This is a genomic window from Acidithiobacillus sp., from assembly GCF_023255755.1.
Classification (GTDB): Bacteria; Pseudomonadota; Gammaproteobacteria; order Acidithiobacillales; family Acidithiobacillaceae; genus Acidithiobacillus.
The window spans coordinates 25,156-39,008 of sequence record NZ_JAGDVS010000137.1 but is presented as its reverse complement, the minus strand read 5'-3'; the positions used below and the strand labels follow the sequence as shown (position 1 = coordinate 39,008).

Annotated in this window: 14 protein-coding genes; 2 read left to right on the top strand and 12 right to left on the bottom strand. The window is 54.1% G+C overall.

What is annotated here, in order from left to right:
• The first annotated feature begins 244 nt into the window (after positions 1-244).
• On the top strand, positions 245-508 hold the full coding sequence (locus Q0C48_RS09680; RefSeq protein WP_291523826.1) for a phosphopantetheine-binding protein: 264 nt from the start codon (positions 245-247) through the stop codon (positions 506-508).
• Between the two features lie 33 nt (positions 509-541).
• Here the strand turns inward: Q0C48_RS09680 and Q0C48_RS09675 are convergent, their stop codons facing one another.
• The 6 genes from Q0C48_RS09675 to Q0C48_RS09655 are packed head-to-tail and all read right to left on the bottom strand — an operon-like array spanning position 542 to position 6,969.
• Positions 542-2,878, bottom strand: coding sequence for an MMPL family transporter (locus Q0C48_RS09675; protein ID WP_291523823.1), 2,337 nt, complete (start codon positions 2,876-2,878; stop codon positions 542-544).
• A 26-nt stretch (positions 2,879-2,904) separates the two neighbouring features.
• Positions 2,905-3,585 (bottom strand): outer membrane lipoprotein carrier protein LolA, encoded by a 681-nt coding sequence (locus tag Q0C48_RS09670; protein WP_291523821.1) that lies wholly within the window; start codon positions 3,583-3,585, stop codon positions 2,905-2,907.
• Position 3,586: 1 nt separating this feature from the next.
• Entirely contained in the window at positions 3,587-4,543 is a 957-nt protein-coding gene (locus Q0C48_RS09665) for an acyl-CoA synthetase (protein WP_291523817.1), read from the bottom strand.
• A 2-nt stretch (positions 4,544-4,545) separates the two neighbouring features.
• Positions 4,546-4,833: a hypothetical protein gene (locus Q0C48_RS14710; protein WP_366937036.1), complete on the bottom strand. Its 288-nt coding sequence runs from the start codon at positions 4,831-4,833 to the stop codon at positions 4,546-4,548.
• 13 nt (positions 4,834-4,846) lie between these two features.
• On the bottom strand, positions 4,847-6,208 hold the full coding sequence (locus Q0C48_RS09660; protein WP_291523815.1) for an AMP-binding protein: 1,362 nt from the start codon (positions 6,206-6,208) through the stop codon (positions 4,847-4,849).
• A gap of 47 nt (positions 6,209-6,255) precedes the next feature.
• On the bottom strand, positions 6,256-6,969 hold the full coding sequence (locus tag Q0C48_RS09655; RefSeq protein ID WP_291523813.1) for a hypothetical protein: 714 nt from the start codon (positions 6,967-6,969) through the stop codon (positions 6,256-6,258).
• A gap of 194 nt (positions 6,970-7,163) precedes the next feature.
• Between Q0C48_RS09655 and Q0C48_RS09650 the strand changes: the two genes are divergently transcribed.
• Complete coding sequence (locus Q0C48_RS09650; RefSeq protein WP_291523811.1) at positions 7,164-7,319, top strand: hypothetical protein; 156 nt, start codon at positions 7,164-7,166, stop codon at positions 7,317-7,319.
• A gap of 169 nt (positions 7,320-7,488) precedes the next feature.
• Here Q0C48_RS09650 and Q0C48_RS09645 read toward each other — a convergent pair whose 3' ends face one another.
• From Q0C48_RS09645 to Q0C48_RS09620, 6 genes are all read right to left on the bottom strand, one after another.
• On the bottom strand, positions 7,489-8,499 hold the full coding sequence (locus Q0C48_RS09645) for a class 1 fructose-bisphosphatase (RefSeq protein WP_291523809.1): 1,011 nt from the start codon (positions 8,497-8,499) through the stop codon (positions 7,489-7,491).
• Positions 8,500-8,532: 33 nt separating this feature from the next.
• Positions 8,533-9,285, bottom strand: a complete 753-nt coding sequence (gene zapD / locus Q0C48_RS09640) for a cell division protein ZapD (RefSeq protein WP_291523807.1) — start codon at positions 9,283-9,285, stop codon at positions 8,533-8,535.
• A gap of 130 nt (positions 9,286-9,415) precedes the next feature.
• On the bottom strand, positions 9,416-10,018 hold the full coding sequence (gene coaE / locus Q0C48_RS09635) for a dephospho-CoA kinase (RefSeq protein WP_291523805.1): 603 nt from the start codon (positions 10,016-10,018) through the stop codon (positions 9,416-9,418).
• Positions 10,019-10,819 carry an A24 family peptidase gene (locus tag Q0C48_RS09630; RefSeq protein WP_291523803.1) on the bottom strand — a complete coding sequence of 267 codons (801 nt, stop codon included), beginning with the start codon at positions 10,817-10,819 and terminating at the stop codon, positions 10,019-10,021.
• Positions 10,816-12,171, bottom strand: coding sequence for a sigma-54 dependent transcriptional regulator (locus Q0C48_RS09625; RefSeq protein ID WP_291523801.1), 1,356 nt, complete (start codon positions 12,169-12,171; stop codon positions 10,816-10,818). Before Q0C48_RS09625 ends, Q0C48_RS09630 begins: the two co-directional genes overlap by 4 nt.
• Positions 12,171-13,769 (bottom strand): ATP-binding protein, encoded by a 1,599-nt coding sequence (locus Q0C48_RS09620; protein WP_291523799.1) that lies wholly within the window; start codon positions 13,767-13,769, stop codon positions 12,171-12,173. Before Q0C48_RS09620 ends, Q0C48_RS09625 begins: the two co-directional genes overlap by 1 nt.
• Positions 13,770-13,853: the final 84 nt, after the last annotated feature.

Sequence of the window (13,853 nt, the reverse complement as noted above, 5' to 3'; positions counted from 1 at the left end):
GGTTACCAGATGGGGCGATTCCTGCTCTGGCCGGGCCGTAACTGCTTTTTTTAGGTTCACAGAGGATGGTGGACGGCATCTTATTCTGGGTTACAATCCCAAGCTTGAGTTTGACGAGGGGCGCAGTCAGAAGTGAGCAAAACGGTGTTCCTGACCACTCGTGCAGAGATCATCAAACTACGCGCACTCTTGGCACGCCAGCGGAATCTGGCGTACAACAACAGTCAAAACGGAGATGTAAAGAATGGGCCTTACCCCAAAAGAAGTAGCCTTAAGCCATTTAATTGTAAAATCTTTGAATCTGCCAGTGGACCCTTTGCAGGTAGATCCTGACGCTCCACTCTATGGCGGCCCATTAGGTTTGGACTCTATCGATCTTCTGGAGCTTTCCATGGTAATCACCAAGGAATACGGCGTCATGCTATCCAGCGAAGGAGCCAATAAAACAGAAATATTCAGTTGCCTAAGAAACCTCTGTAATTACGTACAAAACCATCGCGCCGACTAGTAACACTCCTCGTTCTACACTAAACCACTGCGATCACAACGTCTGTTGTACTATCACTTTTCTTCGCTCAACCAAGCTGGCAGAAAATAATAGGGCCAATATTACGCCGGGCGCAACAGTGGCGCCGATCGCCTGGAGGACTGGAACTCCGGAGAATGCCAGAGGCGCAAAACCGCTAACCGTAGCCAGATTAGCAATGACCAAAGATACTAAAGTACGCGATGAACTTTCCTCATTCATCTGTCCGCTACGATCAAAAAATAGTGCATAGTTAGACCCCACGGCAACTATCAACATCAGCCCAATGAGATTCATAATATTCAACTCGACACCCATCACCACAAATCCGGCCGCCACCGAAAGTACCGCAGCGATTAATGGTAACATGATTCGAATGACGCGAGTCACCGATCGAAAGACTACTAACAATAAAACGATAATACCCAAAACACCGGCCAGGGAAAGCTTGAGGCCATTCCTGATATACCCATAATAAAGAGTATTTGTGGCGCCCGAAACGTCAACAAACATAACATCATCGACATGATGTTGCGCCATTATGGCTTGCACTGCCTTAGGGTCAACCCTACCGGATGGTGGCGCGATAACAGGTAACAAAACGCTCCACTCCTGGCCATGATGCACCAGCATGCTGTCTACAATCTGCCGAATGCTTGCTGGCAGATCAGCATAAGTCAGGGGCGTCAGCCTCCGCTCCCGCTCTAGCTCACGGACAAACGGTGAGAACAGTGATGCTGACACCGGTAATCCGCGCACAGCTTCTCCCAAACGCGCGTTCAGAATATTTTCCGGAGGCAACGCCGATCTACGCTCCACTTGAGATCCTACACTGGGCAAAAAACGAGTGGGTGTCTGAAAGCCGCCGATAATACCAGAGGCTTGCAGCTGTTCTAACAGCGGGTCAATTTTACTGGCTTTTTCCAGAGCCCGGTTAAGGGTTGGTCCGGAAACAACTAGCAGGTGTCCGGCATCGGGTATTCCCATATCTTTACGCAACTTCGCATAGAGTAACTGATCTGCTTTAGGAACCGGGCTGAGTGCCGATAGCTCGTGATTCCAGATGTGATCACGATGGACGACCAAAATGCCACTCGCAATGACTGCCAGCGAAATAACGACCCATCGTGCGGACGACAGCATAGGCATAACGTCGAGACGAATATCACCCAGTCGGACGAGATCGTACTCTTTAAAATGACGCAAAGGCAGCCTCGGTAACACAAAACGCGTAACCCCGGCGGCAGTGAGTAGACCGGTAATAGCATAGAGGCCAAGCTGTGAGAGTCCTGGCAAATTAGAAAACAACAGACTGGCAAATCCGATCACTGAAGTGAAGACACCCAACCTGATGATGGGCCAATACGTTTTTACCCATAATTCTGCGCCAGTAGCCACTCGCCCGGCCTGAACGAAGAAATAGATTGAATAGTCCACCGCCTCCCCGATCAACGCAGTGCCAAATCCCAAAGTGATATCGTAAACCCTACCAAAACCTAAAGAAACCGCAGCGATACCAACGATAACACCAGATATCACGGGTATAAGACCGAATGCGAGCACCGCCACCGACCGATATACAAACAAAAGCAGCATGACAATTAATGTGCCACTGATGAGCGACATCCACTCCGCCGCATGGACAATCGTATTGCGCGCTGCAACCGCAATGACACCCACCCCAGTCAACTGTAGACTCGTGTTTTTGCCAGATTTTCCCATTTTCGTTTGCGCCAGACTGAATATTTTTTTTATAGTGACTATGGCCTGCTGTTGTGCGTCACTATCCGATCCCGAAAATCGCGTCTGCAGCAAAAGCAATGCCGTATTTCCTGTCGGCGATACCCACACGCCATCCCGGACTCGTGGCTTCGGCATTCCACTCATCCCCTTGACCATGCCGATCATGGCCCCAGTAGGGTCGCTCGGGAAAAGCGCTTCCACGGACTCACCGCCTGGTGTGGCCAGGACATTGAGCGTCCTTTCAATCGCATCATGCAGACCTTTAACCGAAAATAGCTGCGGTCTGGTAGCCGCACTCAACAAATAGCGATGCGCATACAGATAACTATATATTTTGGAACTCACACCTGCGTTCCCATTGCTCACAAACTCGAACTGCTTCGTCTTGCCAAGATCGAGAACCATTTGCGCTGAAATACGCGCCCGTGCGACTGCATCGCCGCCCTCGATCCCCACTAAAATCTTTCGTGAAAGCACACCATTGCGCAACTGCTCGTTCAAAATCTCTTGCTGCACGCCAGGAGATTTTGGCAGAAATTCGGATAGCGTAGACTCAAATTTGGTACTGATTATTATGCCAATAGCGCCGAGCAGGATCGCCAGCCACATCCCCAGAATAAACCATCGGAATTTTCTCATGGTGAGGACGAATTACTTATACTAATAAGCGACCAATCGTGATTTACTTTTACAATTTCAATACTGCGTACCATTTGCCCGATACCACCAACGGAGATATGTTTAATTAATTTTGCAAAATCATTTTGCTTGGGAACCAGCGTCAATGACCAGCTATTTTCTTCGCCTTTGAGGGAAAGCGTAAAATACCTCTCTAGCAGCTCAGTATTTCCCGCCAGTACCCCGCGAATACTATCGACAAAAGCGAGCAGTTCCGGATGGTCTTCTAATTGAATGGCATGTTTATCTATAGTAAGAACATCGCCTTGCACCAGCATCACCTGATCGCTGGGTTTGATGGTGTGCATTTCCAGCATATCGGGCGACACAAAGCGCATATTGCCAGATGATTGTATCGGCTTATCTAAAAAGCCAATATATTTTGTCTCCGCAAAAGAGGCATGTCCAGATTTCACTTGCGCCAAGGCGTGCATTAATTGTGTTATGTTCCAGTCTGCTGCGTAGACAGCTTGTGTCATCAAGGAGGCCGCGAGGAAAAAAGCGAGCACGGCGCCTATGGCATATCGTCTGGGCAGATAAAGTCTTCGCCGAAACAGTAGCGAGCCGGGATATAAAATGGAAATACCGGGCGCAGTGATCGCGGCGTGCAACTCCAGTTGACGGCACTCATCACTCATTTTATAAATGATCCTCCCGCACTTCAATATTAGAAAGTTTTTCCCAAAAATCATAAAAATTAAACCAATTATAGGGAGCCATATGACAGTATTTCTCAACTTCTTCAACATATTTTAACATTGCGTCCTGAATAGCCTTGTCCCGAGCCGATTTCTCTACCAAAGAAAAATCAGCAATCTGCTTTATAAATATTTCATATTGCCCGGGACCCGTATACAGACCGGCCATAAAATACAAGGGCCGCTTGAGAAGCGCCGCGATACGAAAAGTGCCACTCGGCCATGCGGCGGACTCTCCGAGGAAAGGAATAATCCGCTTTTTCTCTGACCCGACGGACCGGTCACCGAGGAAACCTACCAATGCACCCAGTTCCAACTGCTCCTGAACACGTAGCATCGTGTCCCAGCGGCCTAACGGTATAACATTAGGCTGCTCTCCGATTTTCATACCCGCCAGCGTCGTATTTAGCTTCTTCGCATTTTCCTCGTACATAACCATCACCACGGACATTCCGGGATACTGCTGGCCGACCGACCGCAACACCTCAAAGCTACCCAGGTGCGCACCCACCAACAAGACCCCACGCATGTCGGTAATCGCCTGTTCCACGTCTTTGGACAAATGCGACTGGATAGTAAAAAGTGAGTCATCGTTACTGAGCAGATAAACTCTATCGTGAATCGTGGTCGCAAACGTCAGGAAATGACGATAGACATCTCTGCCACCGACGCGGCGACCCAGAACGCGGGTAAGGTAGACTCGAGAGGCAACCCGCGCCGATGGCGCAAAAAGCAGGAAATAGCACGCAATAAAGTGCAGCACCACACGACCGACGGGCCTTCCCATCTTTTTTGAAATCCAGATCATCAGACGCAGCAGAAATCGGCTCCCACGCTCTGGACGACTTAACCACCCGCTATCAGGCGATTGTTGAACCGTCCTTAACAGGCGCGCCATTATTAGAGTCGCTCCACAGCCTGGACAGAGAGGTAGCCGGACGCTACCAGACGGGTGCCCGCACACACCTCAAAGCGCACGGTCGTATTGTCCAATACGGCCACGCGAAGATTCAGAGATTCCCCAGGTGCCACTGGGCTGTAGAATTTCGCCGAGCTAATGCTGCAATCGTTCATCGGCAAGCTGTTTGCTGAGGCTATAGCGCAAACCATCTCATCAAGAAGCAAGGCGGCCGGCACAATCGGATTTCCCGGAAAATGGCCGGCGAAGACCGGATGCTCAACAGGGATCGTAAATTTGTGGTCATAATATTTCAGATGAGCGCTCCTCTTTGCCGATCAGAGCCACGGCCATTGCTTTCAAGGCTTCTCGTGAGATCTTTCCAGTAGCGTTTCTAGGTAGGCCGTCCACAATCTTCAGCGGGCGGGGAATAAACGCGGGGTCCACACACTGTTTAAGACGCTCAATTATTATTTCTGTATCCAAGTCCGGGGCCACGGCAAATGCGACTAAACGTGTCACTCGCCCATTATCAGTTTCATCGGGCATAAAAAACACCCCGTCCAGAACTCCGGAAATAGATATTAACTGATGATTTAAATATGAAATAGAACTACGTTTACCTGCTATATTTACGAGATCTTCCATACGACCATATAAAAGAAAATGTTTTTCATCCACTATTTCTATAGAGTCGCCAACCTCCACTGCCTGTTTCAAATGCCCTCCGTTTATCTCAATCCGGGCACCCTTCCTAATCCACGACAACTCCGGGAGTAAATGCCATTCCTCCGTTTGGCTGGTGCGCCGCGTTGCCACAACGCCAGTTTCGGTAGAGCCGTAAATTTCGAGCAGCTCACTGCTAAAGCGGGCTTCTGCGTCTGCCGCAAGATCCCGAGTTAGTGGTGCCGTAGCAGAAAGCAATAAATCAACACTTGGTAATGGTGTATCCGCAGCGAGCATGGAACGAAGGTGAACGGGGGTACTGATCAAAACGCGCGGTCGCGATACTGAAGAAATCCCTGTACAAATATCCGCCGGGTAGAAATGGCGCTCCGCAGCAATGACAGCAGCACACTGCCACGCCATAAGAATGGTAGATTCAAAACCATACATATGCTGGGGTGGAACAGTACCCACCACCGTGTAGGTGCGGCCATCTAATAAGCCCAAGCGCTGCGCCTCTGCGCGCACCGAATGCACGAGATTTCCCCATGTTTTAAGGTGAGGGACGGGTGTTCCGGTCGAACCAGATGTAAACACGTAAGCCACCGGGAGCGATGCATCCAGGCGCGGGATAGCGGGCGAGCTGTCGACGGGCGCGTCTGGCAGAGAAGTCGGGAACGCCAGGTAGGGTAAGCCCATATCATTCCCATCATCGCCAAGGCAAAACAGGTCTGGCGCGAAATCGATTATTTTTTTGACACTTCCGGTGGTGTACGTGGAAGGCAGCAGGCTGGTTTTCCCAGCAGCCATTGCCGCCGCGAGGGTTACCATGAAATGGTAACTATCCTGACAGGTATTCAGCAAATGTCGTCCGGGCCGGAGCAGCAGCCGGGTATAGTTCACGTCGGCCAAGAACTGCCGTAGCGTGACACCATGACCTTGTCGAATGGCCACGACATCATCCGGAGATCGATGTGTCATCATCGGGAGATAATTCATATCCGGAAAAACTCCCTGTTTAAAAAATAAATATCATGAATTCCCAACTATGAATCAGATTTTCTATTAGAAACAGATTGCCCGCTGCCAAAATAAGTCCGGATGCCCTCCACCATACTGCCCCGCTCACTGATGGGGATTTGGCGGCAACGAACAGCGTATTCAATGATGAACATGGATGCAATCAATACCGTGCTAGCCGTACCGGAAAACAACACCCATACGTGCTCACCAAGAATAAAAAATATCAAGAACAACACCATCGTCAGCGCTGAAAAAAATAGTGTCCATGCCACAGTCACTTTGCGCGTATATCGTGCCAGTCGCATACTCAGTGGACCATGTACCATCTCAGCAATCCGCGAGATCAGCGGCATGTGGCCGGAGCGCAAAGTGAGACCGAAGGTGAACGCTAACAGAATAAATATCGCACTCCGCTGCACCATACATATCCAGCCTATATAGTACGCGATGGTCGTACTATTGCGCACTATTATCATGCCAGAAATGGCGACAGACAAAATCCAAAACGCCTTATAGCGCGTACGCCAGGAGATAAGTAACAGGCCAGCCATAATTGGTATAAATGCCGATATAACGACAAATACCCCCGGATTTTTTGTAGAAACATCCACATAGGTGAGCACTTGATAGCCGATAAAAATAAACAGAAAAAGTGCGACTTTCCAGAAACCATGCAAGGTGATCGCTTTATACTTCGTCGCGATCAGCGCCGCATCCTTATTAAGAAGCCCTCCCACACCCTTTCTCCTTAAAAAGTCGGTCATAAAATGGGAAAGATATATTATATCGGCGCTCCCCAACTCCGATATTTCATGAAGCGATGACGATTCAGCCTGGTTCCTTATCACTTGGAGGGGGGCACTGAACGACTCATAGCCGTATCGCGTCCCCGCAGGGCGCTCCAAAACTCGATCGCGCCAGCCTTTGCCGCATGCCCAACGTCGACTGCACTCTTCGCAATCCCGACACCGACATCTTTTCCGACCTGACCGATTTTATGCGCGGTGGAACCAACTGCGCGCCCGACATTCTGGGCGTCACGCTTCAAAGGCGCGCCATCGGCGTACACCGCTACCGGGAACGCTAGGCTGATCACCAACGTCAATAACGCTATAAGCGTCCTATTCATTCCACTGATGTTTTTGAACTCATGACATTTTTGCATAGCACGCCCCACGCATTCTCTCAAGGTCGCAATTCGTGAACCTATGGACAACCGGAGTTGCCATAATCAAATTGCGACGGCCTCATGGTCTTCAAAACTGGTCACTGTGGTAAGCCACCACCCGCTCCACCTCATTTTTGGCACCCAGGATAACGGGGACGCGCTCGTGCAAGCCCTGGGGATCGATGTCCAGGATGCGCGTCGTGCCCGTGCTGGCCGCGCCACCCGCCTGCTCTACGAGGTAGGACATGGGATTGGCCTCGTACAGCAGACGCAGCTTGCCCGGTTTCTTCGGATCACGCTGATCAAAGGGATACAGGAAAATACCACCCCGACAAAGGATGCGATGCACATCAGCCACCATGGATCCGACCCAGCGCATGTTGAAGTCGCGCCGACGGGGGCCATCCGTGCCTTGATTGAGCTCATCAATATAACGTTGCACCGGTTTCTGCCAGTGGCGATGGTTGCTCATGTTGATGGCATATTCACTGGTGTCCTCGGGAATACGCATCTGGCTGTGAGTCAGGATATACTCACCGATGGAAGGATCAAGGGTGAAGCCATTGACTCCATAGCCGGTGCTATAGACCAGCATATTGCTGGAGCCGTACAACGCGTAGCCGGCGCAGACCTGCTCCACGCCAGGCTGGAGGAAATCGGCTAGTTCCGCATTACGCCCGGCCACGGGTGCCTTGAGGATGCTGAAAATGGTCCCGACACTGATGCCGACATCGATATTGCTGGAACCATCCAATGGATCAAAAAGCAGCAGATACTTGCCGCGCGGAATATTGTTGGGGATGGCGTAGGGGTCATCCATCTCCTCGGAGGCCATGCCGGCGAGATGGCCCGTCCAATCCATGGACTTGAGGATGGCTTCGTTGGAGATGATATCCAGCTTTTTCTGCACCTCGCCCTGCACATTGTCGGTGCCGGCGCTGCCCAGTGCCCCCACCAGCGCACCGCGATACACCTGCGCGCCAATGAATTTGCAGGAAATGGTGAGATCGTTGAGCAAACCGGCGAAGTCGCCAGAGGCACCGGGATAGAGGCGCGTTTCTTCAATAATAAATTGGCTGAGGGTGGTGCCGATATGCATGGTGCGGTCCTTTACTGGAAGATGAGTGATCGTCTAGAGAGCGCTGAGGCCCAGCTTGAATTCTACCGTGGATTCTATCGCGCGCGCCGTTCCCTGGTCCAACCATTGCAGTAACTGAATATGAAAGCGATGGATACCCCCACTGATTTTCGGATAATAATCGGCGCGATCTGTCAACTCCAGGCGGATCATGGAGGGCGGCCGGCGAGCATCCAAAGGCGCTCCATAACGCCCTTCCCGGGCTTCCACGGTTGACCATGCACAGGAGTCGCGCAACAACGCGAGAATCAGATCAGTGCTACTCTGCAGAACTTCCAGGCTTTTCTGCCACCCATTCAGAAGTCCGCGGATGCACTCAGGGGCTTGCTGGTTCCAGAACGCAAGTATGGGCAGATCACAGTCCGCGAGGCCTCCGGCTACCCCCATCCTGCCGCGCGCGAGCTGGATGATTTCCTGATGGCGCAATAATTGCCCGAAAGGCTCACGCTGCTCACGCAGCGCTTTGATTTGTTGGTCTATGCGAAATTGCCAGACGCGCAAAGGGTCTTCATTCGCCTCGGGGCTCTGCGCCCAGATGGCAAGGCTCTGAGCAAGACGTTCCAGTTCCAGAATGAGATCAAGGCGCAACTCCGGGCGGCTGCAAAAATCAAGCAGCTCATTGTAGGGGCGCAGGGCATCGCGCAGACTGGTGGTGCCCGCTACCTCATGCTGTAACTGTGCGAAGACACTCTCCAGGCGCAGCAAAAGGCGCGCGCGCTCATGGAGCGGGTGTTCATAAACAGCCATGCCGTAACCTCATTCAAGAGTCACTGCCGCTGCACGGAGCCACAGCACCCCAAAATCAGGGAATGGCAGCGTGCACCATTTCTGGGCAGCGCCCCACAGGTTGCCACAGGCGCTTTCCCTAAGCAAATCGTTAGGTTCCCCGCAAATGACGAAGATAGAGGGCAACCTGAGTTTGCAACTCAGCCAGCGACCCTTCATTGGAAATAATCCAGTCGGCGGCGGCATTACGCGCGACACGATCACATTGCGCCGCGAGCACCGCAGAGATTTGCTCCTCTGTCCAGCCAGGGCGGGCACGCAAGCGCTTTATTTGCACGGAGCGGGGACAATCGACGACCAGGACCTGATCCAGCAATGGGCGATAGCCATTTTCGACCAGCAACGGCACCACCCAGACCATCAGCGCTTGCGGATGCCGTCTGGTCAATGCATCGCTGGCAGTTATAAAGGATGCACGAATAAGCGGATGGAGAAGGGCTTCCAGCCAGATTTTCGCCGCTGGGTCAGCAAAAATCCGGGCACGCAATGCGGCGCGATCGAGGCAGCCATCTTCGCCTAAAAAAGCCGGACCAAAATGGGTGATAATGGCTTGCAGAGCCGGACTGCCCGGCACCACCAGTTCGCGGGCGATGACATCGGCATCCAGCACATGGGCGCCCGCCGCCTTGAGCATCCCGGCGACCGTGCTTTTGCCGCAGGCCACCCCCCCCGTCAGACCAATCCGCAGCGCCATTCAGGAACCCAGCAGATGCAGGTAACCGGAAAGGATGGCTTGTGGCCACAGCAGCATGAGCCAGCCCCCCAGCGCCAGGTAAGGACCGAAAGGCATGGCATAGTCCCGGCCCTTACCACGCAGCAGGAAGCTCAGGGCGACCAGACCACCGCTCAGAGCCGCGATGAACAGGGTCAAAAAAACGGCCTGCCAGCCCAGCCAGGCACCAATCATGCCGAGCAATTTGAGATCACCGCCGCCCATTCCGTGCTGCCCGGTCGCCCGATAATACACCGTGGCCAGCAACCACAGACTGCCGTAGCCGATGAGTACACCGAGCAAGGCGTCCTGGGGCGTCACCAGCGCTATCCCCGGCCAGAAAAGTGCCGACCCATTGAGCAGCAGCCCGATCAGCAGTCCCGGCTTGGTAATGCGGTCAGGCAACAGTTGCGTCTCCAGATCAATCATGGTCAGCGCCAGCAGCGCCCAGGTGAATATCAAGGCAGGGACCAGTTGCCAGGTGAGGCCCAGTTGCCAGATAACCACCAGGCTGAGCAAACTGGTCAGCAGTTCCAACGCCGGATAACGCCAGGCAATGGGGTTGCTGCAACCGTGGCAGCGGCCGCGCAATAAGATCCAGCTCAGGACCGGGATATTTTCCCAGGAATGCAGCACATAGCCGCAGTGCGGGCAGTGGGACGCGGGATGGATGATGGATTCGTGGCGAGGCACCCGATGTACCACCACATTCAGGAAGCTGCCGATGAGCAGGCCGAGCAGGGCGACTAAGATATAGACCACGCTCATTGCACCCTGTGTCATGCAATTTCTCCCGGAGACAATCTGCTGAGTCGCAGCTCCAGCGACTGCAAACTGACACCTAGCAGATCTGCGGCATGATGCCGGTCGCCTCCAGACTGCTCCAGCATCTGGCGCAGTAATGCGGCCTCTGCCGTGTCTAAACCGGTCGGCGCAGCACTTACCGTTACAGAGGCAAGCAGGCCGCTTTCTGGCGCCACACCGCCAGAGGCGTTGAATGCTTCTTCAGGTAGAATATCGTCCCGCTGTAACGCGAGACGGCGCTCCAGCAAATTTTCCAACTCGCGGACATTGCCAGGGAAAGCGTAACTACCCAGCCGCTCCAGAGTCCCCGCGGGCAGCCGCCCCGGCGCACCATCCTGCACCCCCCCGATACGTTGCAGGATCACCTCCGCCAACTGGGGAATATCCTCCGGATGCTCGCGCAAGGGCGGCATATGGAGCCGCACGACATCCAGACGATACAGGAGATCCTGACGAAAGTTACCGGCAACGACCATCTCTTGCAGATCGCGGTGGGTAGCGGAGATGAAACGCAGATCCAGAGGAATTTCCCGCGACGCACCCAGCGGACGAATGGTCCGCTCCTGAATGGCCCGCAGGAGCTTGACCTGCACCATCATCGGTAGTTCACCGATCTCATCCAGAAAAATCGTGCCGCCATTGGCCGCCACAAAGAGCCCTTCGCGACGCTGTATGGCACCAGAATAAGCACCCTTCTCGGCACCGAAGAGCTCACTCTCCACCAGTCCATCGGGAATAGCGCCGCAGTTAACGGCCACGAAAGGCTTGTCGTGACGGGATCCCGAGGCGTGAATGGCACGCGCGGCCAACTCCTTACCGGTACCAGACTCACCGGTGATGTGTACTGGCGCATTACTTCGCGCAACGCGGCGGATATCGTCGCGTAAGCGTCGCATGACCGGAGAATCGCCCACCAGCCGTTGCGTGCCGTCCGAACCCGCCGGTGACAGACGACTGAGATCAACGGCTTGCGATATCAGTCGCCGCAGACGCGTAAGTTCGATGGGCTTGGCCATGTAATCAAAGGCCCCCGCCTGCATCGCCGCGACGGCGCCATCGGCGGATGAGTAGGCCGTAATCACGGCCACTGGCACTTGCGGGTGCAACACGTGCAGACGGCGTACCAGATCAATACCTGAACCATCCGGTAAACGCAGATCGCTCAGACATAAAGACGGAGCACCTTCGGCAAGGCGGGCGTAGGCTTCTGCGAGGGAACGGGCGCCAGTGACAGCAATTCCCATACCCTGCAACGTAATACCCAGTAATTCAACGATATTCGGCTCGTCATCCACGATCAGGGCAGGTGGCAATACGGAAGAATCAGCCATCACTCCTCCGTCTCCAGACACCAGCAGGGGAGAAAGATCCGGAACAGTACACCGCCCTGTGGATGGTTTTCACAATCAATGCGACCACCGTTAATGCGCAACGACTCGCGCACCATAGACAAGCCCAGTCCGGTACCCCGTGAATTGGTCGTAAAAAATGGCTCAAAAATGCGCTCCATCACCTCCAGCTTTACGCCCGGTCCAAAATCCCGCAGCGTCACCATGATGATCTCCTTGTCCGCACGTACTGTCTCGATTTCGACGCGCATCGTAGCATCTTCTGCCACACCATACTGTGCGCTGTTATGCAGCAGATTCCAGAACACCTGCCGCAACTGCGCAGGATCGGCATAGACCCGAAGCTGCGGGGAAATTTCACGGACAACGATCGTCATGGGTGCGAGCAGCGGGTCGGCCTGCAACTCGGCGATGAGCGCTGGCAACCAGCTCAACAACGCGATGGCCTCGGAATGCGCAGGGCTTGGGCGGGCCATCTCCAGTACCGATTCGACGATGGTGTTGATGCGCACCGTCTCCCGTTCCAGGATCTCAAAAAGATGCCGCGAACCGGGGGTTTCCACGCTCTCGCCGAGCAGGTTACCCGCGTGGCGAATCACGCTGAGCGGGTTACGAATTTCGTGGGCAATATTAGCCGCCAGACGACCCAGCGCCGCCAGGCGGGCCTCGCGTTCGCGGGCGCGCAACGCTGATGCGTCGCGGAGAAGCAGCAGGCGATAGGGGCTGTGGGGCAGGGCGATTTTACGTACCAGCAGGGTCTGGGCACTGTCCTGCAGGGTCGAATCACGCCCACTCAGCGTGACCACCATCTCGCTGTCATTGTGCGCCGCCTGTTGCAGCATGGTGGCCAGACTCGGCTGCACCATGTCGAGGGCGACAGGCACGGAAGTCCATAGCCGATACCCCGAAAGCGTCCGGGCAACTGGGTTGCTCAGAACAATGCGATTTTGCCGATCCAGCACAAAAACGCCCACATCCATATGCTGCACAATTTCCTGGTTCAGGGCATTGAGATTGACGACCTCTGCATCCCTTTGCAGCGCCAGACGGTTGCCGCGTTCCAGGCTGATAACCAGACTGTCGGCCAGCACCGCCACCGCCACCAGTGCGGGGACATAGATGAAAAGCTGGCCAAGGGGCGGGTGCACGGAGGTCATCCCACCGAGTAGTGACTCACTCACCAGCAGCGCCAGCAATATCCACACAAAAACAAAAGCACTTTTGCCGCGCAAGAGGCTCGCCGTGGACACCAGCAACAGGAAGGGCAAGATACTGAAAGGGCCGCTGACCCCTCCCCCGAAATGCAATAACAGCAGCACCAGCAGGGTGTCAGTCGACACCTGGATCCAGGCATGGTGGCGCGGCTGCGTCGGCCACCGCAACAAAAGTGCCAACAGATAACCAAGACTGACCGTGGCGGCCAGCAGGGTCAGGACGCGCAGCAGTTCCGCATGCCCCCCCAGGTCAATAATGGTCTCACTGGCCGGTAGCCGCACCAGGATGGCGATAACGGCCGCGATCAGGAGCCGGTAGGCGGAAATCCCCCAAAGGCGCCGCCAGTCACCCACCATCTCCGGCATATTATACGCCCCGCCACAAAGTTCTGCCGGGACTTACAATGCCATAATTCATCGCGCGCCTACTACCCATCGCCATATTGGTGA